The organism is Zoogloea sp. GDB6 (assembly GCF_056724105.1).
Genome location: NZ_CM161497.1, coordinates 5,158,125 through 5,181,917, shown reverse-complemented (window position 1 = coordinate 5,181,917; position 23,793 = coordinate 5,158,125). Strand labels below are relative to the sequence as shown.

At 68.7% G+C, this 23,793-nt stretch carries 22 protein-coding genes and 1 riboswitch; of the genes, 10 read left to right on the top strand and 12 right to left on the bottom strand.

Annotated elements, in window-relative coordinates; translation table 11 throughout:
• Window positions 1-41: 41 nt before the first annotated feature.
• The gene (locus tag AC1PQG_RS23580) at window positions 42-1,295 is read right to left on the bottom strand and encodes a D-amino acid dehydrogenase (RefSeq protein ID WP_481120164.1); all 1,254 of its coding nucleotides are present in this window, start codon (window positions 1,293-1,295) and stop codon (window positions 42-44) included.
• A gap of 253 nt (window positions 1,296-1,548) precedes the next feature.
• Here AC1PQG_RS23580 and AC1PQG_RS23575 point away from each other — a divergent pair, with 253 nt between their 5' ends.
• A complete protein-coding gene (locus AC1PQG_RS23575; protein WP_481120163.1) occupies window positions 1,549-3,078 on the top strand; it encodes a sigma-54-dependent transcriptional regulator in 1,530 nt (509 codons plus the stop codon).
• Here the strand turns inward: AC1PQG_RS23575 and atzF are convergent.
• The 8 genes from atzF to AC1PQG_RS23535 form a co-directional block, all read right to left on the bottom strand.
• Window positions 3,075-4,871, bottom strand: a complete 1,797-nt coding sequence (gene atzF, locus AC1PQG_RS23570) for an allophanate hydrolase (RefSeq protein WP_481120162.1) — start codon at window positions 4,869-4,871, stop codon at window positions 3,075-3,077. The two genes, AC1PQG_RS23575 and atzF, sit on opposite strands and share 4 nt — an antisense overlap.
• A 16-nt stretch (window positions 4,872-4,887) precedes the next feature.
• Window positions 4,888-8,493, bottom strand: coding sequence for an urea carboxylase (uca, locus tag AC1PQG_RS23565; RefSeq protein WP_481120161.1), 3,606 nt, complete (start codon window positions 8,491-8,493; stop codon window positions 4,888-4,890).
• Window positions 8,494-8,695: 202 nt separating this feature from the next.
• Complete coding sequence (locus AC1PQG_RS23560) at window positions 8,696-9,349, bottom strand: urea amidolyase associated protein UAAP2 (RefSeq protein ID WP_481120160.1); 654 nt, start codon at window positions 9,347-9,349, stop codon at window positions 8,696-8,698.
• Window positions 9,350-9,359: 10 nt separating this feature from the next.
• Entirely contained in the window at window positions 9,360-10,148 is a 789-nt protein-coding gene (locus AC1PQG_RS23555) for an urea amidolyase associated protein UAAP1 (RefSeq protein WP_481120159.1), read from the bottom strand.
• Window positions 10,149-10,153: 5 nt separating this feature from the next.
• Window positions 10,154-11,011 carry an ABC transporter ATP-binding protein gene (locus AC1PQG_RS23550; protein ID WP_481120158.1) on the bottom strand — a complete coding sequence of 286 codons (858 nt, stop codon included), beginning with the start codon at window positions 11,009-11,011 and terminating at the stop codon, window positions 10,154-10,156.
• Window positions 11,008-11,832 (bottom strand): ABC transporter permease, encoded by an 825-nt coding sequence (locus AC1PQG_RS23545; RefSeq protein WP_481120157.1) that lies wholly within the window; start codon window positions 11,830-11,832, stop codon window positions 11,008-11,010. Before AC1PQG_RS23545 ends, AC1PQG_RS23550 begins: the two co-directional genes overlap by 4 nt.
• 7 nt (window positions 11,833-11,839) lie before the next feature.
• Window positions 11,840-12,892 carry an ABC transporter substrate-binding protein gene (locus AC1PQG_RS23540; RefSeq protein WP_481120156.1) on the bottom strand — a complete coding sequence of 351 codons (1,053 nt, stop codon included), beginning with the start codon at window positions 12,890-12,892 and terminating at the stop codon, window positions 11,840-11,842.
• 55 nt (window positions 12,893-12,947) lie between these two features.
• A riboswitch (guanidine-I (ykkC/yxkD leader) is annotated at window positions 12,948-13,082 on the bottom strand.
• Between the two features lie 42 nt (window positions 13,083-13,124).
• The gene (locus AC1PQG_RS23535; RefSeq protein WP_481120155.1) at window positions 13,125-13,430 is read right to left on the bottom strand and encodes a hypothetical protein; all 306 of its coding nucleotides are present in this window, start codon (window positions 13,428-13,430) and stop codon (window positions 13,125-13,127) included.
• 32 nt (window positions 13,431-13,462) lie between these two features.
• Here AC1PQG_RS23535 and AC1PQG_RS23530 point away from each other — a divergent pair, with 32 nt between their 5' ends.
• Window positions 13,463-14,377 (top strand): TorF family putative porin, encoded by a 915-nt coding sequence (locus AC1PQG_RS23530; RefSeq protein WP_481120154.1) that lies wholly within the window; start codon window positions 13,463-13,465, stop codon window positions 14,375-14,377.
• A gap of 89 nt (window positions 14,378-14,466) precedes the next feature.
• Here the strand turns inward: AC1PQG_RS23530 and AC1PQG_RS23525 are convergent, their stop codons facing one another.
• Entirely contained in the window at window positions 14,467-15,396 is a 930-nt protein-coding gene (locus tag AC1PQG_RS23525) for an AEC family transporter (RefSeq protein ID WP_481120153.1), read from the bottom strand.
• Between the two features lie 95 nt (window positions 15,397-15,491).
• Between AC1PQG_RS23525 and AC1PQG_RS23520 the strand changes: the two genes are divergently transcribed.
• From AC1PQG_RS23520 to AC1PQG_RS23485, 8 genes are all read left to right on the top strand, one after another.
• Window positions 15,492-16,376 carry a LysR substrate-binding domain-containing protein gene (locus tag AC1PQG_RS23520; RefSeq protein ID WP_481120152.1) on the top strand — a complete coding sequence of 295 codons (885 nt, stop codon included), beginning with the start codon at window positions 15,492-15,494 and terminating at the stop codon, window positions 16,374-16,376.
• Between the two features lie 172 nt (window positions 16,377-16,548).
• The gene (locus tag AC1PQG_RS23515; RefSeq protein WP_481120151.1) at window positions 16,549-17,145 is read left to right on the top strand and encodes a cytochrome c oxidase subunit 3 family protein; all 597 of its coding nucleotides are present in this window, start codon (window positions 16,549-16,551) and stop codon (window positions 17,143-17,145) included.
• Between the two features lie 2 nt (window positions 17,146-17,147).
• Window positions 17,148-17,456, top strand: coding sequence for a hypothetical protein (locus tag AC1PQG_RS23510; RefSeq protein ID WP_481120150.1), 309 nt, complete (start codon window positions 17,148-17,150; stop codon window positions 17,454-17,456).
• Window positions 17,457-17,572: 116 nt separating this feature from the next.
• Window positions 17,573-18,163, top strand: coding sequence for a Spy/CpxP family protein refolding chaperone (locus AC1PQG_RS23505; protein WP_481120149.1), 591 nt, complete (start codon window positions 17,573-17,575; stop codon window positions 18,161-18,163).
• Between the two features lie 149 nt (window positions 18,164-18,312).
• Entirely contained in the window at window positions 18,313-19,494 is a 1,182-nt protein-coding gene (locus tag AC1PQG_RS23500; protein ID WP_481120148.1) for a serine hydrolase domain-containing protein, read from the top strand.
• 154 nt (window positions 19,495-19,648) lie between these two features.
• Window positions 19,649-20,542 carry a transporter gene (locus AC1PQG_RS23495; RefSeq protein WP_481120147.1) on the top strand — a complete coding sequence of 298 codons (894 nt, stop codon included), beginning with the start codon at window positions 19,649-19,651 and terminating at the stop codon, window positions 20,540-20,542.
• 61 nt (window positions 20,543-20,603) lie between these two features.
• Window positions 20,604-21,617, top strand: coding sequence for a helix-turn-helix transcriptional regulator (locus AC1PQG_RS23490; RefSeq protein WP_481120146.1), 1,014 nt, complete (start codon window positions 20,604-20,606; stop codon window positions 21,615-21,617).
• A 244-nt stretch (window positions 21,618-21,861) separates the two neighbouring features.
• A complete protein-coding gene (locus tag AC1PQG_RS23485) occupies window positions 21,862-22,137 on the top strand; it encodes a hypothetical protein (protein WP_481120145.1) in 276 nt (91 codons plus the stop codon).
• Between the two features lie 123 nt (window positions 22,138-22,260).
• Here the strand turns inward: AC1PQG_RS23485 and AC1PQG_RS23480 are convergent, their stop codons facing one another.
• Window positions 22,261-23,178, bottom strand: a complete 918-nt coding sequence (locus AC1PQG_RS23480; RefSeq protein WP_481120144.1) for an alpha/beta hydrolase — start codon at window positions 23,176-23,178, stop codon at window positions 22,261-22,263.
• A gap of 26 nt (window positions 23,179-23,204) precedes the next feature.
• Window positions 23,205-23,687 carry a hypothetical protein gene (locus AC1PQG_RS23475; protein ID WP_481120143.1) on the bottom strand — a complete coding sequence of 161 codons (483 nt, stop codon included), beginning with the start codon at window positions 23,685-23,687 and terminating at the stop codon, window positions 23,205-23,207.
• Window positions 23,688-23,793 lie beyond the last annotated feature (106 nt).

Below are 23,793 nucleotides of genomic sequence, written 5' to 3'. Positions count from 1 at the left end.
CTCCTCGGTTATGGATTGGTGTGGGGTCGTGCAGGGTGAGGTCAGGCGTAGCGCGCGACGCTGAGGTCGGCCACGGGGATCTCGGGTTTGCGGCCGCTGAGCATGTCCGCCACCACGCGGCCGGTGCCGGCGGCCATCGTCCAGCCCAGCGTGCCGTGGCCGGTGCTGAGGGTCAGGTTGTCGAGGCGGGTCTTGCCGATGATGGGCGTGCCGTCCGGCGTCATCGGACGCAGGCCGGTCCAGAACTCGGCCCGGGAGAGGTCGCCCCCGTGGGGAAAGAGGTCGGACACCACGAACTCCAGGGTCTTGCGTCGTCCCGCTTCGAGGCCCAGATCAAAGCCCGACAGCTGCGCGGTGCCGCCGACCCGGATCCGGTCGCCCAGGCGGGTGACGGCAACCTTGTGGGTCTCGTCCATGATGGTGGACTCCGGCGCCATGGCCTGGTCGGTGATGGGCACGGTGATGGAGAAGCCCTTCACCGGATAGACCGGAACGTCGATGCCCACCTGCTTGAGGAGCCGGGTCGAGTAGCTGCCGAGGGCGAGCACATACTGGTCGGCCGCCAGCGTACCGGCGCTGGTGTGGATGCCGGTGATGCGCTGCCCATCCTGTTCGATGTCGGTGATGGTGGTTCCGAAGCGGAACGTCACCCCCAGCGACTCGGCCATGCCGGCCAGGTTGCGGGTGAACTTGTAGCAGTCGCCGGTCTCGTCCCCCGGCAGGCGCAGGGCGCCGACGAACTTGTGTTTGACCTGGGACAGGGCGGGCTCGTAGGCCAGGTAGCCGTCCCGGTCGAGCACCTGGAAGGGCACGCCGGACTGGCGCAGGATCTCCACGTCCTTGCCGATGCCGTCGAACTGCTTCTGGGTGCGGAACAGCTGCAGCGTGCCCTGGGTGCGCTCGTCGTAGGCAATGCCGGTATCGGCGCGCAGCTGTTTCAGGCAGTCGCGGCTGTACTCGGCGATGCGCACCATCCGGCTCTTGTTGACCTGGTAGGCCGCCTCCGTGCAGTTGCGCAGCATGGCCATGGTCCAGCGCCACATGGTGGGGTCGAGCATGGGCTTGATGACCAGCGGGCTGTGGTGCATCAGCATCCACTTGATCGCCTTGACCGGAACGCCTGGCCCTGCCCACGGTGCGGAATAGCCGGGCGAAACCTCTCCGGCGTTGGCAAAGCTGGTCTCGAGCGCCGGTCCGGGCTGGCGGTCCACCACTGTGACCTGGTGCCCGGCCTTGGCCAGGTAGTAGGCGATGGTGGTCCCAATGACGCCACTGCCGAGGACGAGGACATGCATGGAAGTTCTCCTTGATGAAACGGGTTGCCATTCGGATGAGTGGCATTTAGCGATTACCGTGCCATCAAGGAAAATCTATTAAAAACAACTGGTTGTGTAATTTCTCGGTTGTTTCTCAAATATTTTCGTATCGATATCGTTACGGATTGCGCGGCGCGGGCTGGTTTTGCTGCTGATTACCCTTATTACTCAGTGACTTGAATGGCCCGTATCATTATCGATACGCTGTATCGAATTCATTACGGGCTCCGTCATGCGCATTGATGTGTTCTTTTCCGACCGGGTCGGGATCGCCCAGGAAGTGCTGGCAGAGCTGGCCCGGCGCAGCTTCAACGTGACGGCGGTGGAGGTGGATCCGCCGCATATCTTCATCGAGGCCCCCGCCGTCGATCAGGCCTGCCTCGACGAATTGCGCGCCCAGTTGATGGGGGTGGCAGGGGTACGCAGCGTGGAGCCCGTGCAGATGCTGCCGGGCGCCCAGCGGCGCCTCTACCTCGACGCCCTGCTCGCCTCCCAGCCCGATCCGATCTTCGCGGTCGATGAAGCGGGCTGCATCGTGGTCGCCAACGGGGCGGCAATCGGCGCCTGCAGCCTGGACGAGACACGCCTGATCGGCACCTCCATGCAGGAATTGATCGGCAACCCCGAACTGCTGCGCGAGCTGGTCAACGGGGGCTACCACCTGCCAGTGTGTGAGGTCGTCATGAACGGCGAGCCCTACATGCTGGAAACGATGCCGCTGCACGAGGCGGGCGGCCGCGTCGCCGGTGCGGTGATGACCCTGCACGCCCCGAGCCGCATGGGCGAGCGCATGAGCGCCCTGCAGAACTACGATGCCGGTGGTTTCGAGGCCGTCCTCGGCAGCTCGCCCGCCATGGAGCAGCTCAAGCAGCGCGCCGCCCGCATGGCCACGGTGGATGCGCCGCTGCTGATCACCGGTGAAACCGGCACCGGCAAGGAGCTGCTGGCTCACGCCTGCCACGCCGGCAGCAGCCGCAGCGGCCAGCCTTTCTTTGCCCTCAACTGTGCGGCCCTGCCGGAAAGCCTGGCCGAAAGCGAACTCTTCGGTTACGCCGCGGGCGCCTTCACCGGCGGCCTGCGCGGCGGCAAGCCCGGCCTGCTCGAGCTGGCGCATGGCGGCACGGTGTTCCTCGACGAAATCGGGGAGATGTCACCGTATCTGCAGGCCAAGCTGCTGCGTTTCCTCAACGACGGCAGCTTCAGGCGGGTCGGCGGCGATCGTGAGGTGAGGATGAACGTACGCATCATCAGCGCCACCCATCGCAAGCTCGAGGACATGGTGAGCAGCGGCCATTTCCGCCAGGATCTGCTGTTCCGCTTGAACGTGCTCCACCTGCACGTTCCGCCGCTGCGCGAGCGCCCCGGCGATATCCTGCCGATCGCCCACGCCTTCCTCGGTCGCGCCTGCACCCAGGCGTCGCGCCCACCGATGCGCCTGTCCCAGGGCGCATGCGCCGCCATGTTGGCCAACCCGTGGGTGGGCAACGTGCGCCAGTTGCAGAACGTGATCTTCCGGGCGGTGACGATGACGGAGCGCAACGTCATCAACGTGGAAGACCTGGAGCTTGCCCAGGTCGCCGCGCCTGCGCAGGCCGGCGATGAGCGAGAGGTTGCGAGCCTGGAACAGGCCGTTGCCGATTTCGAGAAGAGCCTGCTGCAGCGCCTGTACCGCGAGTTTCCGTCGAGCCGCCGCTTGGCCAAGCGCCTTGGTACCTCTCACTCCGCCATCGCCAACCGGCTGAGGCGCTATGGCATCGATTAAGGCCTGCGCCCCAACCACGCCCTCCACCCGCCGTACTCGGTGATGTCCTCCGCCCCCGCCAGGCCGCCGCTTTCGCAGATGAAGCCGCAGACCTGGCTGCCGTCTTCCAGTTTCACCTTGCCGATGCCCAGCGGGGCGGGGATGGCGGCGACGAAACTGCCGAAGTGGCGGGCGGGGAGTTCCCAGATCTCCATCTCGATGCGGGCGCCGCCTTCCGTCACGCGGACCATGCCGGGGCGCTGGGGCGGGCCGCCGGCCAGCGCGTAGAAGCGGTATTCCGGTGCGGAGCGCACGCTGCGCAGCAGGCGGCCGCCGCGCTGGGTGAGCTGGCCGTTGAGGGGCAGGCCCGCCAGGTGGGCGCCGCAGACGGCGACCTGCACCATGCCGTCGGCGCCGGGTGTGGTGGGGAAGACTTGTTCCGGCAGCGGCTGGCCGGTGGCGCCGAGGGGCAGGCCGGTGTCGGCCTGCCAGCGGGCGGCCAGTTCGAGCAGCGGCAGATCCTGGTGGGCGGGGGCGAAGAGGGTCACGCCGAAGGGCAGGCCGTCGGGCCGGAAGGCGGCGGGCACGGCCACGGCGGCGTAGTCCAGCAGGTTCATGAAGTTGGTGTAGTGGCCGAGCTCCGTGTTGATGCGGATCGGCTCGTTCTCCACGGCGGCGATGGTCGGGTGGTAGCCGGCGGTGGGGGTGAGGATCAGGTCCACCTCTTGCCAGGCGGCGTCGCAGCGGCGCTTGAGGGCGCGCAGCCGGTACTGGGCGTCGAAGGCGTCCACCGCACTGGGCTTGGCGCCGCTGAGGGTGATCGCCCGCGTCACCGGGAAGACGGATTCCGGCTGGCGCTCGATGAAGTCCTGGATCGCGTGGTAGCGCTCGGCGACCCACGGGCCGCCGTAGAGCAGGCGGGCGGTTTCCAGGAAGGGCGCGAAGTCCAGTTCCACCGGCGTGCCGCCGAGGCCTTGCAGGCGGGCCGCAGCGGCGGCGAACAGGCCGGCGTTGTGGGCGTCGCCGAAGAAGGCCAGCTGGTCTGGGCGCGGCACGCCGAAGCGGAAGGGCTGGCCGGCCGGGAAGCGCCGGCCGTGGCCTTCTGCGGGGCGGCTGTAGGCGTCGGCTGCGTCGAAGCCGCGGGCGATGCCGAACAGCGTGGCGGCGTCGGCGGCGGTGAGGGTGAAGATCGAGACGGTGTCGAGGCTGCGGCAGGCCGGCACGACGCCGGTGGACGACAGCAGGCCGCAGCTCGGCTTGAGGCCGACCAGGTTGTTGAAGGCGGCCGGCACGCGGCCGGAGCCGGCGGTGTCGGTGCCCAGCGCAAAGCTCACCTGGCCGACCGCCACGGCGACCGCCGAGCCGGAGCTGGAGCCGCCGGAGATGTAGTCCGGCTGGAAGGCGTTGCGGCAGGCGCCGTAGGGGCTGCGGGTGCCGTTGAGGCCGGTGGCGAACTGGTCCAGGTTGGTCTTGCCGAGGGGAATCGCGCCGGCGGCGATCAGGCGCGCCACCACTGCCGCGTCGGCGTGCGGGGTGTAGGCGAAGTCCGGGCAGCCGGCAGTCGTCGGCAGGCCGGCCAGGTCGATGTTGTCCTTCACCGCGAAGGGCACGCCGTACAGCGGCAGGCTGGCCGGGTCCTGGGCGTCCAGCGCGTGGGCGCGGGCCAGCAGCTCGGCTTCCGGCAGCAGGCTGATCCAGGCGTGGTGGGTGTCGGCGGCGGCCCGGGCGTGGAGGTGGGCGAACAGGGCGCTGGGCTTGAGGCCGGCGCGGTAGGCGGCGGCCAGCGTGGCGAGGTCGAGGCTGGTGGGCAGCATGGTCATCTCTCCGGAATCAGTGGGTGGCGGTGCGCAGGATCAGCAGATCCTGGCCGGCGGCGACGGGGCTGGCTTCGCGGCACAGTAGCTGGAGTACCTCGCCGTCGGCGGGGGCGGTCACAGTGAATTCCATCTTCATGGACTCGACGACCGCCAGCGGGTCGCCGGCCTTCACGTGCTGGCCGGCTTCGACGAGCAGCTTCCAGATGTTGCCGGGCACGTAGCTGGCCACCAACTGGGCGCCTTCCGGCAGGTCCAGCTCGGAATCGGCCGCCGCTGCGGCGATGTCGGCCTCGCTGATGTACTCGGCCTGGCCGGCGGCCTTCCAGCGTTCCCGCTCGGCCTCGAAGGCGGCCTGCTGGCGGGCCTTGAAGGCGCCGATGGGGGCGGCGTTGTCGGCCAGGAAGCGCCGGTAGTCGGCCAGGCGGAACACGCCGTCCTCGATGCGCAGGCGGGCGCGGCCGGCGGCGAAGTCCTTGCGCAGCTGCAGCAGTTCTTCCTCGCCCACCGGCACGAAGCGCACCTGGTCGAAGAAGCGCAGCAGCCAGGGCTTGTCGAACTGCTCGGTGCCGCGGGCGCCGTGGTTCCAGCGGTTCCACATCTGCACCGTGCGGCCGACGAACTGGTAGCCGCCGGGGCCTTCCATGCCATACACGCACATGTAGGCGCCGCCGATGCCCACCGCGTTCTCCGGCGTCCAGGTGCGGGCCGGGTTGTACTTGGTGGTGACGAGGCGGTGGCGCGGGTCCATCGGCGTGGCCACCGGCGCACCGAGGTACACGTCGCCGAGGCCCAGCACCAGGTAGCTGGCGTCGAAGACGGTGCGATACACGTCGTCGATGGAATCCAGCCCGTTGATGCGGCGGATGAACTCGATGTTGGACGGGCACCACGGGGCGTCCTTCCGCACCGACTGCATGTACTTGTCGATGGCCAGCTTGGTCGCCGGGTCGTCCCAGGACAGCGGCAGGTACACCGTGCGGCTCGGCACCTCCATGTCGTCGATGGCGGGCAGCGCGTCCTCGGCGGTCTGCAGCGCGGCGAGCAGCGCGGCGCGGTCGGTGCGGCGGGCGTCGAAGTGCAGCTGCAGGGAACGGATGCCGGGGGTCAGGTCGATGATGCCCGGCTGGGGATGGGCCTTCAGCCAGTCCATCAGCGCATGCACGCGGAAACGCAGCTCCAGGTCGAGCACCAGCGGGCCGTATTCGACCAGCAGGTAGGCGTCGCCGGCCTGGCGATAGACCACGCGGGGGCGCTCGCCAGCGGCCGGCAGCTCGGCCAGCACCGGCGTGGTGACGGTGTCCGGCTCGGCGATCACCGGCAGCGCGAGGGGCCCGTCGGCATGGGCCAGTGCCGCGTCGGCAGCGGCCAGGCGCCGTGCCGCAGTGGCGGCGCTGACCGGCACGAAGCGCAGCGTGTCGCCGGGGCGCAGCTGGCCGAGTTTCCACAGGTCGGCCTGGATCACCACCGCCGGGCACACGAAGCCGCCCAGGCTGGGGCCGTCCGGGCCGAGGATCACCGGCATGTCGCCGGTGAAGTCGATGGCGCCGATGGCGTAGGCGTTGTCGTGGATGTTGGACGGGTGCAGGCCGGCCTCGCCGCCGTCGGTCCGCGCCCACTCGGGCTTGGGCCCGATCAGGCGCACGCCGGTGCGGCTGGAGTTGTAGTGGATTTCCCAGTCGGTGGCGAAGAAGCCGGCGATGTCCGGATCGGTGAAGAAGTCCGGTGCGCCGTGGGGGCCGTACAGCACCGCCACTTCCCAGTGGTGGCCGTAGACGGGTGGCTGCAGCTCGACGGGCGCGGGCAGGGCGGTGGTGGGCTGGATCGCCAGCACGTCGCCGAGGCGCAGGCAGCGCCCGGCGTGGCCGCCGAACTGGCCGAGGGTGAAGGTGGACCGGCTGCCCAGGTAGTCGGGCACGTCGATGCCGCCGGCGATCGCCAGGTAGCTGCGGCAGCCGGCGTCGGTGACGGCGCCGACCTTCAGCGTGGCGCCGGCCTTCACAGCGTGGGCCTGCCACCAGGCCAGCGGCACGCCGTCCAGCGTGGCGGCGGTGGGCGCGCCGGTGAGGGCGATCACCGTGTCGCAGTTGAAGCGCAGGGTCGGGCCGCTCATCGTGCATTCCAGGCCGGCGGCGCCTTCCGGGTTCCCGACCAGGCGATTGGCGGCGCGCAGGGCGAGGTCGTCCATCGGGCCGGACGGCGGCACGCCCACGTCCCAGTAGCCGACGCGGCCGGGCCAGTCCTGCACCGAGGTCTGCACGCCGGGCTCCAGCACGTCGAAGGTGGCCGGGCGGTAGTCGAAGGTATTGAGGTAGCGGGTTGTCTGGCGGCCGGCGCGGAACACCTCGCCGTCGAGGATCTGGCGCAGGTAGGCGCGGTTGGTCTCGATGCCGTACACGCGGGTGGCGTCCAGCGCGGCGATCAGCTTGTCGGTGGCGGCTTCCCGGCTGTCCGCATGGACGATGATCTTGGCGACCATCGGGTCGTAATAGGGCGGCACTTCCGAGCCGGTGGCGACGGCGGTTTCGACGCGTACGCCGGGCGGAAAGCGCACTTCGGTGAGCAGGCCTGACGACGGCTGGAAGTTCTTGGCCGGGTCCTCGGCGTACAGGCGCACCTGGATGGACGCGCCCTGCGGCCGCGGTGCGGCGGCGGGCAGCGCCAGGTCGCCGGAGGCGAGCAGCACCATCCATTCCACCAGGTCGGTGCCGGTCACTTCCTCGGTGACGCCGTGTTCCACCTGCAGGCGGGTGTTCACCTCCAGAAAGTAGAAGGCGCCGCTGTCGGCGTCCATCACGAACTCGACGGTGCCGGCCGAGCGGTAGGCGATGGACTCCATCAGGCGCACCGCGGTGGCGGCCAGCCCGGCGCGCTGGGCGGCGGACAGGCCCGGCGCCGGGGTTTCCTCGATGACCTTCTGGTTGCGGCGCTGCACCGAGCAGTCCCGCTCGCCCAGGGCCAGCACGCGGCCGCAGCCATCGCCGAAGACCTGCACCTCGATGTGGCGGGCGGCGGTGACGTACTTCTCCAGGTAGATGCCGGCTTCCTTGAAGTTGGCGCGGGCCAGCCGGTCCACCGAGGCGTAGGCCTCGTCCAGCTCGGCCTCGCCGCCGATCAGGCGCATGCCGATGCCGCCCCCGCCGGCGGTGCTCTTGAGCATCACCGGGTAGCCGATGCGGGCGGCCTCGCGGCGTGCCTCGTCGACGCCGGACAGCAGGCCGCTGCCCGGCAGCAGCGGCACGCCGGCCTGCTCGGCCAGCTCGCGGGCGGTGTGCTTGAGGCCGAAGGCCAGCATCTGGGCGCGGGTCGGGCCGATGAAGGCGATGCCGGCGGCCTCGCAGGCGTCGGCGAAGTCGGGGTTCTCGGACAGGAAGCCGTAGCCCGGGTGGATCGCCTGGGCGCCGCTGGCACGGGCCGCGGCGAGGATGGTGTCGGCCTTGAGGTAGCTCTCGGCGGCGGGGGCCGGGCCGATGCACACCGCCTCGTCGGCGAGGCTGACGTGCAGGGAGTTGGCGTCGGCTTCGGAATGCACGGCCACCGAGGCGATGCCGAGCTTCTTGAGCGTGCGGATCACCCGGCAGGCGATGGCGCCCCGGTTGGCGATGAGGACTTTGCTGAACATGGTGGAGGCTCTCGGAGCGAGGGGGCGGGTCGTCCCGCCCGGTCATCCTGTCCGCCCGGGTCGTCCCGGGGGCCGGCGAGTGCCGGTTGATGGTCGATACAGCGTGGCCTTGGCAGGCCGCAAGAAAATGCCGGGCCGCCCCAAGTTTTCTTGCGCCCCCCTTGGGGGGGTGGGCCGGGCCCGGCCCGGCCCTCGGGGGTCGTCAATTCCAGATCAGGAACTGCACCGGGGTCGGGTTGTAGGCGTTGCAGGGGTTGTTGAGCTGCGGGCAGTTGGAGACCAGCACCCACAGGTCCATCTCGGCGCGCAGCTCGACGTACTTGCCGGGGCCGGACACGCCGTCGTCGAACTTGAGGTCGCCGTCGGCGGTGACTGGCACGTTCATGAAGAAATTGACGTTGGGCACCAGGTCGGCCTTGGTCAGGCCGCTATCGGAGTGCTGGATGGCCAGCAGGTAGTTGTCGCGGCAGCTGTGCATGTACTTCTTGTGCAGCGCGTAGCGCACGGTGTTGCTCTCGGCGGCGCAGGCGCCGCCCAGCGTGTCGTGGCGGCCGCAGGTGTCGGCGACGAGGGTCAGCATCGGGCGGCCTTCGTTGCTCATCAGCACCGAGCCGGTGGTGAGGTAGATGCCGCCTTGCTGCAGCAGGGTCTGGGTGGCGCTGTAGTGCTCGTCGGTGTCGTGGCGGTTGTAGAAGATCACGTCGGCGGCCTGGTTGCCGTGCAGGTCGACGATGCGCAGGGTCTGGCCCTGCTTCACCTCGTGCAGCCAGGGTTCGCCGGCGGGCAGCACCACGTCGGTGACGGCCTGGACCGGGTCGAGGGCGCTTTCCCGGAGGCGGATGGCGGTGGCGGTCATGGTGGTCTCCTCAGGCCAGGTAGTGCAGGTCGGTGTTGTGCAGGGCGCGGGCGCCCTCCGGGCGGAACTGGCGGCACACGTCGTCCGCCGCCGCCGGGCCGGAGCGCCAGGCGACGATGCCCACCGGCGCCGGCGCGTAGTCCGGCCGTGGGTCGAGGGGGTGCGGCGCGGCGGACACGGCGACGATCACGTCCATGTCGAGGCGCACTTCCACCATCGCGCCGGCCGGCGCGTGATTGGGCTGGAAGTGGAAGCGGCCTTCCTCGTCCACGCTGACCTTGCTGAAGAAGTTCACCGGCGCCACCAGGTCGCGGCGGCGCAGGCCGTATTTGCCGATCTCGATCAGCAGGCCGTCGCGGCCGGCGCGGTACATGCCGTTGCGGTACTGCTGGTAGGGGTGCTGGCCGTATTTCTCGTGCATGCGCGGAGCGTCGAGCAGCAGGCCGAGTGGGTCGTGCCAGCCCAGACTGTCGGCGGTGATGGAGGCCATCGCGCAGCCCATGTCGCTCATCAGCACGTGGCCGCGGCCGTAGTGGGCGGTGTGCTGGGCCTTGAGGGAGTCCGGCATGTTGTAGCGCTCCAGCGGCTGGCGGGCGTTGTAGAGCACCATCGACAGGTTGGCGCCGGCGGCCTGGGCAACCAGGCGCAGCGTGGTGCCGCGGGGCAGCTGCCACGACCAGTGGCAGCCGCCGGGGACCACGTCAGAGAACAGGATCTTGTCTTCCGGCAGGTCGGCGGCGAGCTGTTGCCAGCGGGTGTCCACGTTGACGGCGTCGGTGGGGGTGAGCAGGGCATTCATGGGCTTCAGTCCGTGGTGAGGGCAGCGTCGGCGTCGACGTCGGCGTTGAGGCGGGCGAGCTGCTCGAGGTCGGTTTTCATGCCGGAGGTCTCGCGGATGCGTTCCAGGATCTCGCGCTTCAAGGCGAGAAACTCGGGGGCGAGCTTCATGTCTTGGTGCCGCTCGGCGGGCAGGGGCACGTCGTAGAGGGTGTCGATGCGGCCGGGGCGGGGCGCCATCAGCACGATGCGCTGGCCCAGGTAGATGGCCTCTTCCACGTCATGGGTGACGAACACGATGGTGCTGCCTTCCATGCGGTGCACGTGGCGGATGAGGTCGTGCATCACCTCGCGGGTCTGGGCGTCCAGCGCGCCGAAGGGCTCGTCCATCAGCAGGATCGGCGGCCGGCTCATCAGCGCGCGGGCGATCGCCACGCGCTGCTGCATGCCGCCCGACAGCTGGCTGGGGTAGGCATCGGCGACGTGGCTGAGGCCCATCAGGCGGATCAGCGCGTCGGCGCGGCCCGCGGCCTTCTCCACGTCGGCCGAGGTCCGGTCGCGGGTGTGGGCCTTGAGCTGGCGGCAGAACTTGATGTTCTGGGTGACTGTCAGCCACGGGTAGAGGCTGTAGTGCTGGAACACCATGGCCCGGTCCACGCCGGGGCCGGTGATGGGCTGGTCATTCACCGCGATGCTGCCGCGGCTGAGGCTCTCCAGCCCGCCGATCATGCGCAGCAGCGTGGATTTGCCGCAGCCGGAGGCGCCGACGAAGGTGACGAACTCGTTGGGGCGGATCGCCAGGTTGGCGTGCTCCAGCGCGTGGATGGCCTGGGGGCCGTGGCCGAAGGTCTTGAAGGCGTCGCGGATGTCGATGCTGGCGGTCATCGGTGTCTCCCGGCGAGGTAGGGGAAGGCCTTGCGATGGACCAGGCGGAAGCCCTGGTCGATGAGGAGGCCGATCAGGCCGATCAGCAGGATGCCGGCGAAGATCTTGTCGGTCTGCAGGAAGCGCTGGGCCTTGAGCACCGCGTAGCCGAGGCCGGAGTTGGAGGCCACCAGCTCGGCCACCACCAGGTAGGTCCACGCCCAGCCCATGGTCACCCGCAGGGTGTCGAGCAGGGCCGGCTTGGCCGACGGGACGATGACCTTCTCGAGGATCTCGCTGCGCGTGGCGCCCATCGTCTGGGCCGCCTCGATCTGCGCCAGCGGCACCCGGCGCACGTCTTCGGCGACCATCAGCACCATCTGGAAGAAGGTGCCGATGAAGATGATCGCCACCTTGGAGCCCTCCTCGATGCCGACCCACAGCATGACCAGCGGGATGAAGGCCACCGCCGGCATGTAGCGGATGAAGTCGGTGAGGGGCTCCAGCAGGGCCTGCACGGCCCGGTAGCTGCCGATGAAGAGGCCTAGCGGCAGCGCGATGGCGGCCGACAGAGCCCAGCCGGCCACCACGCGCCAGGTGCTGATCGCCACGTCGGCGGCCAGGTCGTCATCGGTGGCCCAGCTCCAGATGCGGGCCAGCACGTCGGCCGGACCGGGCAGGAAGACCTTGTCGGTGCCGTCCAGGTGGCTGGCCACCAGCCACGCGACGAGCGGCGCGACCAGCCCGAACAGGGCCAGCAGCCAGTACTGGCGCGGGTCGATGGCGGAGCGGATCTGCCACAGGGGGCTGCCGCCCGCGCCGGCTCGCTTGCTTGCGCTCATGGCCGTCTCACTTGCCGAGGGCTTCGGCGAGCAGGCTGGCGTCGATGCCCTTGGCGGCGTCGGGCTTGCCGTCGATCAGCTTCTTGTCGAGCAGGAAGGCCGAGATGGTCGGGGCGACGGCCTGCAGGGATTTGGCGTCGGCCGGCGTCAGCGCGGCCTGGTTGGCCGTCGCGTCGAAGAAGTGTGTGCCGGGCAGGAAGACCTTGTAGTCCTCGGCCTTCATGCCGACCACCTTGGACATGATCCTGGCCGCCTCGTCCGGGTTGTCGCGGATGAACTTCTCGGTGTCGAACCAGGCCCGGATCATGCCGACCAGGTCCTTGTGCTTGGTCTTGATGGCCTTGTCCTGGGCCACCAGCAGGTCGGGGATCAGGCCCGGCATGTCCTTCGACGTGAACAGCGGCTTGCCCTTGCCGCTCTTCTCGATCTGCGAGACCCACGGGTTCCACACCACGGCAGCGTCCACGCGGCCGGCCAGGAAGGCCGCCGCGGCGTCGCCGGCGGACAGGTTCACCACCTTCACGTCCTTCTGGGTGAGGCCGTTCTTGGCCAGTGCGGTGGCGAGCACGAAGTGGGAGATGCTGAACTCTTCGAGGGCGATGCGCTTGCCCTTCAGGTCGGCGAAGCCCTTGATCTTGTCGCTGACCATCAGCGCGTCGTTGCCGGCCGAGTTGTCATTGACCAGCACCGCTTTCACCGGCACGCCCTTGGCCAGCGGGCCCATGGTGTCGGACCAGGTCTGGCAGTTGGCGTCGAGCTGGCCGGAGGACAGCGCTGAGATGGAGTCGGTGTAGTTGGCGAACCACACCAGCTTCACGTCGGCCTTGTATTTCTTGAAGAAGCCCTTCTGCTCGGCCACGTACCAGGCCACCCAGCCCGGCCAGTCGGACACGCCGACCTTGACTTCGGCGAGGGCCGGCGCTGGTGCGGCGAGCAGCGCGCTGCCCAGGCCGAGCACGGCGAGGGTGGTCTTGAGGCGCTTGAGGATGGAGGAAGTGGCGGTGGCGCGCGTGTCGCGGAGGACGGTCGGACGAACGCGGCGGGTGTCGGTCTGGTACATGAAGGGCTCCTGTCGTTTGGACAAAATGGGCGAGAGGGCGCTTCATCCAAAGCGTTCCTCCCGGGCTTTTATCCCTCCGTGGAGCCACAACATGCCTGCTCGGCCTGTTGCAGCCGGCAGCTCTCGGACCAGACATCCCCCGATATGTGCGCATATCCGAAACGGGACCGGAACCCTAGCCACCCTTCGATGAAGCGAATGCGATACAGCGCGATTCGCTCCCTCTCGCCGATCATTTAGCAATAGCGGTGCCAGTTGTTGTGACGATTCCGTGAAACCCTTGCGGGGACTGGCGTGCCGGGCGTTCGCCAAGCGCGATGCGGGTGAAATCCGGCATCTCGTGCTGGCCATGCCGAAAGGGTGGATGCACCGCCGTGGTGCCGCCTGAAATGGGCAGGCACGCCGCGGGTGCATCGCCGGAGGGCGCGCCGCGCTCGGATGGGGCGTGGCGGATTGTGCCGGCATGTATATGCAAAGCCGCCGCCGCTTCCACCTCGGTGCCGGCTGGTCCGCTTTCTGCTTGAAGGACGGCGCGCATATCCGGAACCTCAATCGGAGTCTTCTCTCGTGATGCTTGATAAAGCCATCGCAGGGTCGCTGTGCGCCCTGTCCGTCCTCGCCGTTTCCGCCAGCCCCGCTCTTGCGGCCGATGAAGCCGCGCCGCCCTACACCCTCACCGGGCATGTCGATCTCGCCAGCCGCTACTACCTGCGCGGCGCGACGACGACCTACGGCAACGCCAAGCCCGGCCTCGGTAACCAGGGCGCGGACGCTCCCGAGTCGGACCGCTTTACGCCCCAGTGGGGCGTCGATTTCACCCATGAAAGCGGTTTCTACCTGGGCTACTGGGCGTCGGCGATCAACTATTCGTACAAGCAGCTGGGGCGCTCCTACGATCAGTACGCGGCCACCGGCAACGTGGCGGTCAGCGACTTCCAGGACGGCAAGTCGGTGGAGAACGACCTCTACGGCGGCTACACCGGCAAGCTCGGCGACGTCTCCTACACGCTGGGCCTGACCGCCTACTACTACCTCAACGGCCGCCACGCCAACGCCACCGAGACCAAGCTCGGCCTGGCCTGGCAGGAATACGCGCTGAACGCGCAGACCCTGCTCAACGACACCGTGTGGGGCAACCGCGGCGACACCTACTGGACGCTCAACTACACTCGCCCGCTGCCCGCCGAGCTGACCTTCACGGCCAGCCTCGGCTGGTACACCTACGCGCGGGAGGGCAAGTACCTGGGCACCGGCGACGCCGCCACGGGCGCATCCTGCGCGCTGGGCACGGCCTTCGTCGTCAACGGCTGCTTCGCCGGCAAGGGCCCGATCAGCGACGGCTTCCGCCACCTCGTCCTCGGCCTGTCCCAGCCCATCGGCAGCACCGGCCTGACGTGGACGCTGCAGGGCATCATCGGCGGCGACAACCGCTTCGGGGTGAACCAGGTGAGCAAGCTGGTGGGCTTGATCAGCTACGGGTTCTGAGCGGGATCGTGATGTCGTGAGGGCCAGTCCGCCACCGGGCGTGGCGGGCTGGTCGGACGGATCACGCCGGGTTCGTCGTGATCTGCGCCTTACAGCGCCAGCACATACAGGCAGGCCGAAATGGTGAGCAGGGAGCCGAGCGTGGTGAGCAGGATCACGCGTGAGACCAGGGCGCCATCCCGCCCATAGAAGTTGGTCAGCATGAAGGGGCCGGTGCCGGTCGGCAGTGCGCTGAGCAGCAGGGCCGAGTGGGCCCACAGGGCCGGCAGCTCGAACACCCGGAACGCAAAGAAGGCGGTGATCAAGGGTTGCAGCAGCAGCTTGGCCAGCACCAGTCCGGCCGTGCCCTCGCATTGCCCAACCTGCTTGTGGGCAAGGAAGGCGCCCAGCGAGATGAGGGCGCAGGGCGTTGCCGCCGTTCCGAGCAGGCTGAGGAACTGGCTGGCGGGCGCCGGCAGTGGCGTGTCGCTGGCGGCCCAAAGTGCGCCGAGCAGCGGGGCGACCAGTAGGGGATTGCGCAGCAGCGCGCGGCTCACCTTGGCGGCGGCCCGCAGCGGGTGTTTCTCGGTCTGCAGGCTGATCTCGACGAGGACGATGCCGACTGCGAACAGCAGGCAGGCCACGATCAGCGTGGCGACGATGGCCGGCAGCAGGCCGCCGTCGCCAAGGACCAGCACGCACAGGGGAATGCCCAGGAAGCCGGTGTTGGAATAGGCCGCGCTGAGCCCGTCGATGCTGGCGTCGGCCAGCCCGCGGGCATGCCGCAGGCGGTGGACGACGGTGGCGCCGAAGACCAGCACGCAGCCCGCGCCGACCGAGGCGACGAAACCCGGCTGCCAGATCTGCGCCCAGGTGGCAGTGGCCGTCACCTTGAACAACAGGGCGGGCAGCGCCAGCCAGGCGACGAAGCGGTTGAGCTCGGCGGACGCCGTTTCGCCGAGGCAGCGGGTGCGTCGGCAGAGGTAACCGGCCAGGATGAGTCCGAAGATCGGCAGGACGACGTTGATGATGGAAGACATGGCTGCAAAGGTGGGGAAGCTCGCTGCAGCTTAGGATTTCCAATCGATGCGGTCCAATGTTAAATAGGTGATCGATCAATACGGAATCCGTATCAATGGCCATCGACTTTCGCCAGCTCCGCTACTTCGTAACCCTGGCCGATACGCTGCATTTCGGGCGCGCTGCCGCGCTGCTGCACATCTCGCAGCCGCCCTTGAGCCGCCAGATCGCCGCGCTCGAAGAAGAACTCGGGGTCACGTTGTTCAAGCGCAGTTCCCGGCAGGTGGAACTGACGGTTGCCGGGCGGCATTTCCATGAACAGGCCGTCCGCATCATCGAGGCGCTGGACGGCGCGGTGCGCAGCACGCAGGCCACCGAGCGCGGTGAGCGCGGGGTGCTGCGCATCGGCTTCACGATGAGCGCCGCGTGGAGCGTGCTACCGCCGCTGATCAAGGCCTACGGCGATGGGGCGCCGGATGTGGACGTGCAGTTGAACGAGGTGCTGCCGCGGGAACTGAACGACGTGCTGATGTCCGGCAGCGTGGATGTGGGTATCGCCTTCCCGTGGCAGCGTCCGGCCGGCCTCGAATACCTGGCGATCCACGCTGAGCCCCTGTGCGCGGTGCTGCCCGCCAACCATCGGCTGGCCCGCAAGACGGAGGTCGCTGTTGCCGATCTCGCCGGCGAGCCCTTCATCACCTTCCCGGCGGCGACGGCGCCCGCGCTGCACGAACTGGTGATCGGCTGCTGCCGGGAGAACGGCTTCGAGCCGCGCATCCGCCTGGAAACCCACCTGCAGCAGACCATTGTCAACCTGGTGGCGGAAGGCCTCGGTGTGTCGCTGGTGCCCTGGTCGATGAGCAAGATGCAGTTGCCCGGCGCGGTGTTCCGGGCGGTTTCGGTGACGCGCATGGTCGAGCAGGGCGTCATCTGGGCCGCCGGTAACGACAACCCATGTCTGCCGCGTTTCCTGGCCTGCGCGCGGGCCTTCGGCCGCTGAGCCGTGACGTGTAGAGGACGGTGTTTCCCCGCCGTCGTCAGCAGAATTGACCGGGGTCAATTCCCCGATCTGTATCGGCAGTAAACCATTTCATCTGTTCCTTCTGCGGCCGGACCGGTGGCGAAGAATGGCGGCTTGCCAAGCAATGGGGAAATCGATGACTGCCAACACCATGACTGCAACCATAGCGGGACCGGGCTTCGAGGAGGCGCCAGGCGGGCGGATTCCCGGCAACAAGGGGATCTGGGTCGGAATCTGCTGCGAGTTCGTCGAGTTCCTGGTGCTCTTCGTCGTCTATTTTGTCGCCCGCGCCCATTTCCCGGAGGCCTTCGAGAAAGGCGCGGGGGGCTTGTCCACCACGCTTGGCACCGTCATCACGCTGGTGATGATCAGCAGTAGTTTCTGCATCGCCTGTTCCACGGCGCTGATCCGCGCCGGGCGGCGCCGGGCCTCGATCGCCTGGCTGGTCGGCGGGCTGGTGCTGGCGCTTGGCTATCCCGTCGCCAAGATCATCGAGATCCGGTGGAACCTGGCCCACGGCATCGACGGCCAGGCTGGCATCTTCTCGGGCGTTTATTACTACCTGACCTTCAACCACATGGTGCATGCGGTGTGGGGCATCCTCGGCATCCTGTGGGTGCTGGCGCGCCACCTGGCCGGCGGCTATTCGGCCGACGACTACAGCGGCCTGGAGGCGCTGGCCTGCTACTGGCACGCCACCGACATCATCTGGCTGGTCATCTTCTCCTTCTTCTACGTGCTGGTGTGAGCATGAACGACACGCATCGTGAATCGGCGGCTCCGCTGGCGCCGCTCGTGAAGACCTGGCTGGGCCTGCTCGCGCTGACCGGGTTGTCGCTAGTGCTGGGCCATGGGCTGCACGGCCAGGCCGGGCTGCAATGGCTGGTCGCCGCCATCCTGTGGCTGAAGGGCTGGCTGGTGATCCATCACTTCATCGAAGCCGACAGCGCCCATCCGCTGATCCGCCGCGTGCTGTACGGCTTCATCACGATCACGCCGGCCCTGCTGCTGGTGACCGCCCTGTTCGGCCGCCAGCTGGCGCGGCTGACGACGCTCTAGCCGGCCGTGGTCCTGCATCCGGTAACCGAAGCCTTCAGCGTCTTTACACGGTCTTAAAGAAATCTAACCCGCGCCACGGCGATACTCGGGGCATTTCCCTCCGCTCGTGGATTGCGATGAAGACCCGTTTCCTGCCCCTGCTGACGGCCTCCACCCTGGTCATTGCGGCCTGCGCGCCCCTGCGTGGTCCCGGCGGCGAGCCGCCGGGGCAGGGCGGGATGGGCCGTGGCGGCGGGGCAATGGTGGTGTCGCAGATCCAGGGCCAGCTGCAGCAGACCGCCGAGGCCCTGCAGCTGACGCCGCGCCAGCTGCCGCTGTGGGAGGTCTACCAGGAGAAGGTCGGCGCGCTGATGGCCGACCAGCTCAAGCTGTCGTCCTACGCGGCGGTATCCCAGAGCGCGCCGAAGCAGGTCGCCCACAAGGTGGAGGTGGTGCGCAACCGCCTCGCCGCGATGGAGGACATCCAGGACGCCGCCGAGAAGCTGTACGCCACCCTCGACGACACGCAGAAGAAGATCGCCGACCAGCGTCTGGCACAGACCGTGCCGGCGCTGTATTCCGGCCTTGGCGACGTGGCTGGCGGGTCCGCCGAGCAGAGCAAGGATGGCAAGGAGCAACGCGGCGCCGGCGGCCGCGGCCGCCGTGGTGGCGGCCCAGGCGGCATGGGCGCGCCCGACGGCATGGGAGGCGGCTTCGGCCGCATGTAAGCCGCCAATAATTGCCGGATCCCGATAGCCGCCTGCCGTTTCCGGACAGGCGGCGGCCTCGTCCCGACATATCGTCCTTCCGCCCGCCCGGCCTCCGGGTTTCAGGGCGGGCGCGTCAAGCGGACCACAACGATATGAGGAGACAAGGCATGACGGTAAGCACGTTGACGGCCGTCCTGGATTCCGTACTGGACCAGGCGGTGCACCGGGCCGGCGGGGTGCCCGGCGTGGTGGCGATGGCCACCGACCGGGACGGCAATTTCTACGAAGGCTGCGCGGGGCTGCGGGAGCTGGGCGCCGAGCCGGCGATGACGCTCGATTCGGTCTTCGCGATCTTTTCCACCACCAAGGCGCTGACCGGCACCTGCGCGATGCAGCTCATCGAGGAGGGGCGCCTGTCCCTCGCCGACCCGGTGCGCAAGTACCTGCCCGAGTTCGCCGAGCTTCAGGTGCTCGACGGCTTCGACGCGGCGGGCCAGCCGCGCACGCGGCCGCCGCAGCGCGACGTGACGATCAACGACCTGTTCCTGCACACCTCCGGCCTCGGCTACGAGTTCTTCAGCCAGGACGACCTGCAATACCGCACGGCGAAGGAGATCCCGACCATCGTGTCGTGCGAGTTCCCGTCCATCCGCAGCGTGCTGCTGCACGATCCGGGCGAGCGGTGGACCTACGGCGTCAACATCGACTGGCTCGGGCTGGTGGTCGAGGCGCTGCGTGGCAAGCGCCTCGGCGAGGTGATGAAGGAGCGGATCTTCGAACCGCTGGGCATGGCGGATATCGGCTTCACGATGTCGGAGTCCATGCGGGCACGCCGCGTGACCATCCACGAGCGGGCCGCCAACGGCGCGCTCAGCCCGTTGCCCGAGCTGGTGCTGCCGCAGCCGCCGGCGATGGACTGCGGTGGCCACGGGCTGTACGCGACGGTCGGCGAGTACATGAAGTTCATCCGCATGCTCCTCAACGACGGCGCCGGCCCCCACGGCCGCGTGCTGCGCCCGGAGACGGTGGCGCTGATGGCCCGCGATGGGCTCGGTTCCCTCGAATGCACCGGCTGGCCCACGTCGATCCCGTCCCTCGCCAATGCCGGCAGCTTCTTCCCCGGCGTGCCGAAGGGCTGGGCCTATACCTTCATGACCAACCGCGCGCCGACCCCGTCGGGTCGCCCGGCCAATTCCCTGGCCTGGGCCGGGCTGGCCAATTCCTTCTACTGGATCGACCGCCAGACCGGCATCGGCGGCTACTGGGCGACTCAGCTGCTGCCCTTCCAGGACTGCGTGGCCTATCCCCAGTTCGTGGAGTTCGAGACGGCGGTCTATCACCACCGCTGAAACCACCGCACCCCTTCCCAAAAATTGCCGGCGCGCGACAGGCGCATGCCGGAACGAGACACGGCCCGATCGGGGGCCTGTCACAGTAAGCCCCGGCGTCAGGCCGTCCCGAATGCGAGAGACGGCCGCCGCCACCCAGAGGAGATATGGAGACATGAAACGACGTACCCCCATGGGCCGTCGCGGGCACGCCGTTGCCTGCGCCGTGGCCCTCGCCGTGCCCGGGCTGGCTTCCGCCGTGACCATCGATGCCGGCGACTACACTTATCTGCCGGCCGGCACCAGCCTGGCCGTCGGTTATTACCAGCACACCGAGGGCCGCCAGCTCTACGCCGGCGGCAAGAAGGTGGCCGACCAGGCCCGCGTCGAGGCGGACGTGGGCATCCTGCGCGGCGTGCATTACGTGGATGTCGGCGGCCTCACCATGGCGCCCCAGTTCCTGCTGCCCTTCGGCCGCGTGCATACCGGCGGCGACCTGGCCGGCGTGGACGCCACCAACGGCGTCGGCGACCTGATCCTGGCGTCCACCATCCACCTGATGAAGGACCCGGAAGGCCGCCGCGCCTTCGCGGTGACGCCCTGGCTGTGGCTGCCCACCGGCCGCTACGATCGCAACGCGCCGCTCAACCCCTTCGGCGAGAACCGCTGGAAGTTCGCGCTGCAGACGGGCTGGATCACGCTGCTGTCGGAGCGTTTCACGCTGGACCTGATCGCCGACGGCCAGGTCTTCGGCCGCAACGGCGACTACGGCCCTGCCGGCGCGACGCTCAAGCAGCGCCCCGCCTGGGAGCTGCAGTCCCACCTTCGCTACAATCTCGGCGCGGCCACGTGGGTGGGCGGCATGCTGTCCCAGGCAGGCGGCGGCGAGACGGAGATCGACGGCATCGCCCAGGGCGACCGCCAGCGCCGTACCAAGGCCTTGCTGAGCGTGGCGCATTTCGTGGCGCCGGGCTGGCAGGTGCTGACCTCGCTGGGGCGGGATCTGTCCGTCCGCACGGGCGTCAAAGAGGATGCACGGCTCAACCTGCGCCTGCTGAAAGTGTTCTGAGTTCGCCCTTCGCCCCGGGAGCGCCGCCCGGGGCGGCGGTCGCAAGGTCTTGGGAGCTGCCATGGAAAGCCTGTGCAATGCCCTCGTCGTGGACGCCGGCGGACGGCCGACCGACGCCCATCAACTGATCGCCACCCGCGACTTCGACGAACTGGAAGCGTGGACCCGGCGTGTCTACATGCCTTACGCGGTACGCCCCACCGGCAACATCCTGGTGCCGAGCTCCGACCTGCACGCGGTGCATATCGGCAGCATGATCCTCAGCCGCTTCTCCTACGGCATTCCGGTCCATCTCAGCGACTTCTCGGAAGGGGCCGGCATGGGCATGGCGCTGACCACCGTGCGCGGTGCTGGCCGGCACTGGGTAGACCGCCATGAGCCGGCCGAGACGGCTGCCGGCGAGAGCTTTCTCGTCGATACCAGCCGCACCGAGTACTGGGCCGATTTCGACCCGGATCACCTGCAGGTGAACATCACCTTCCCGCACCGCTACCTGGAAGAGCTCTACCTGCGGTGGACCGGCCAGCCGGCCCATGAGGCCCTGTGGCGCCTGAAGATCCGCTTCGGCGGCGCCGGCTCGCCGTGGCATGCGCTGCTCGCCTACTGCTGCCGCTGCGTGGCGGAATACCCGCGCCAGGTCGGCGAGGGGCCGCTGGGACGCCAGCTGGAGGAGATGCTCGGCACCCAGATGCTGATGGAGTGGACCCGCCGCTGGGGCGAGCCTCCGGCCCGCCCGTGTGCGCTGGCGCCGCGCTACGTACGCCAGGCCGAGCAGTACATGCGCGAGCATGCCCGCGAGGCGCCGACCTTGAGCGCGGTGGCGGCGGCAGTGGGGATCAGCGTGCGGGCGCTCAGCGGTGCGTTCCGCGAATTCCGCCGCACCACGCCGATGGCCTTCCTGCGCGAGGCACGCCTGCAGGGCGTGCGCCAGGCGCTGCTGGCAGCCCCGCCGGAGAGCACCGTCGCGGCGATTGCGGAGCAGTGGGGCTACTACAGCCTCGGCGTCTTCGCGGCGCGCTACCGGGCGCGCTTTGCCGAGAACCCGTCGGACAGCCTGCGGCGGGTGGGGCGCTGATACGGCGGCGCCGCGATGGACTAAAAACCACAATCATGGTGTGGTTTATTACAAGGCGGCATGTTTGTGTCTGCCATAAAACCGTTGAGCGCACTCAAATAGTTGATATAACAAAACTTGTATAACTGGTACGGAACGTGCAGGCCATGGCGTCCTGCTTCCTGCGGGTCGTCCGGCGACAGAACCGGTGCCGCGGAGGCATGTGCTGATCGCCTTGTGATTCATTGAAGAAAGGATTCGCCTCATGTTCCGCCGTTTTGTCAGCCTCGCGCTCGCCCTGCTGGGTGCGTTCGCGGCTACTACCGCCTTTGCCGGTCCCGACTGGTACCTGATCGAACATGGCCGCCAGCTGAAGCGCGCCGCCCTCGCCAGCGGCGAGGCCCAGGTAGCCGTTCAGCCGGTCGGCTACGGCCCGCGCGCCCAGCCGGTGGCGGCCAACCGCAGCATCGAGCAGGCTCCAGCCGTTGTTGTGCCTACCAAGCTGGCCTGCGGCCAGACCACGGCGGCCAAGGGCTGCTGACGCGTCGCTGCTGCTGGCAGCCCGCTTCCATCGGCCATCCCGGGCTCACAGGCCCGCGATGGCCGATCTGCTTTTGGAGGCGTGGGGATTTCAGGCGACGCCTGCGAATGGATGGACGCGCCCTTATGGGAGGCGGTGCGCGAGGTCCGCGTGAAGGCCGGCCATGAAGCGTTCGACGGTGCGTGTATAGGCGTTGTCGAGGCCCAGCTGACTGTTGATGTCGCCGTGGGACAGGTCTTCGCCGAGGACCTGGACCTGCATGCCCAGCCCGTCGGCGCGGGCGGCGAGGCGCCGGGCCTGATCGCAAGAGTCCTCCCGCCGCGTCGAGCACACCGCCAGCAGCGGCGCAGCCCCCGGCGTCAGCGCGTGGTAGGGCGACAGCGCACGCCAGTAGGACGGGTCGGTGCCGAAGGGGCGGTCGTAGAGGCGCAGGTGGCGCTGGTTCATGATCGCTTCCACGTCCATCGCGGCGCTGTCCAGCGCCACCGTGCCGAGCACCGGCAGCGGTTGCGGTGTGAAGCGGGCCGCCGGTGAAACGGCCAGCAGGGCGGCAAGGTGGGCGCCGGCCGAGTGGCCCATCAGCACGAAGCGCTGCGGGTCGCCGCCCCACGCTGCGGCCTTCTGCTGAGCCATTGCCAGGGCCCGCGCCACGTCGCGCAGCTGCACGTCGACGGCGGCCTGCGGCAGCATGCGGTAGTTGATCGAGATGAAGACGATGCCGCGCGTCACCCAGCGTGCCACCTTGGCATCCACGACGCGTTCCATCGCCTTGTCGCCGATGGCCCAGGCGCCGCCGTGGACCATCAGGATCACCGGCGCGCCGTGGGCGTCGGCCGGGATGTACACGTCCATCGTCTGGGCCGGGTCGGCGCCGTAGGCGATGTCGGCCAGCTTGCGGACGCCGGCCGGCAACACGTTTGTTGCGCTGGCGCTGGCCGCTTGCCGTTCGCGCAGGCGCTCAAGCAGCGGACCGGCGTCGGCAGCCTGCGCCAAAATGGCGAGGGTGAGGGCCGCGCACAAGCGGAGGATGATGGGCTTCATCGGGGTATTCCTCATGACGGCCTGAGTCAGCGCGAACACGGAATCGGAGTGCCGGCAGAGTCGCTGCAGGTCGCCGTGTGGCTCACGCCGTCGCTCCGGCTGTAGGTCGTGCTGCCCTGGTAGGTATTGCCCTGCGAGCCGGTGCCGGTGGTCGTGCGCTGACCGTTGATATCCCCGTCGGTGCTGCGCGTCACGCTGCCCTGGCTGCGTATTGAACCGTTGGGGCCGCTGGCTGCGAAGCCTCCCGTGCGTTCAGCGCTGCCGTCTGCGTTGCGGGTAAGGTGGCTGGCACGCATGCCCTGGCGGCCTTCGGTGCCCTGGAAGGCGCCGCCACGGAACGATTCCCGGTTGCCAGCTCCGTCGCTGTGCGTGACGCGTCCGTGGACGACGGCACCGCCATCGGCACCATGGAGGCGGGTGATGCGCTCACCGGCGTGGGCTGCCGTCGTGAGGCCGAGGGTTAGGCTCAGGGCCGCAAGGGCCACAAACCGGGGGAGCGCTACGGACATGACGTACTCCTGAAAAGGGGGTATGCCAATACTCTAGCCCGGTCGCCGGGTGCCGGCGATTCTGGAGGTGGCTCCGTTCGTTAGGTTTTGTGATGCTTCGTCGCTT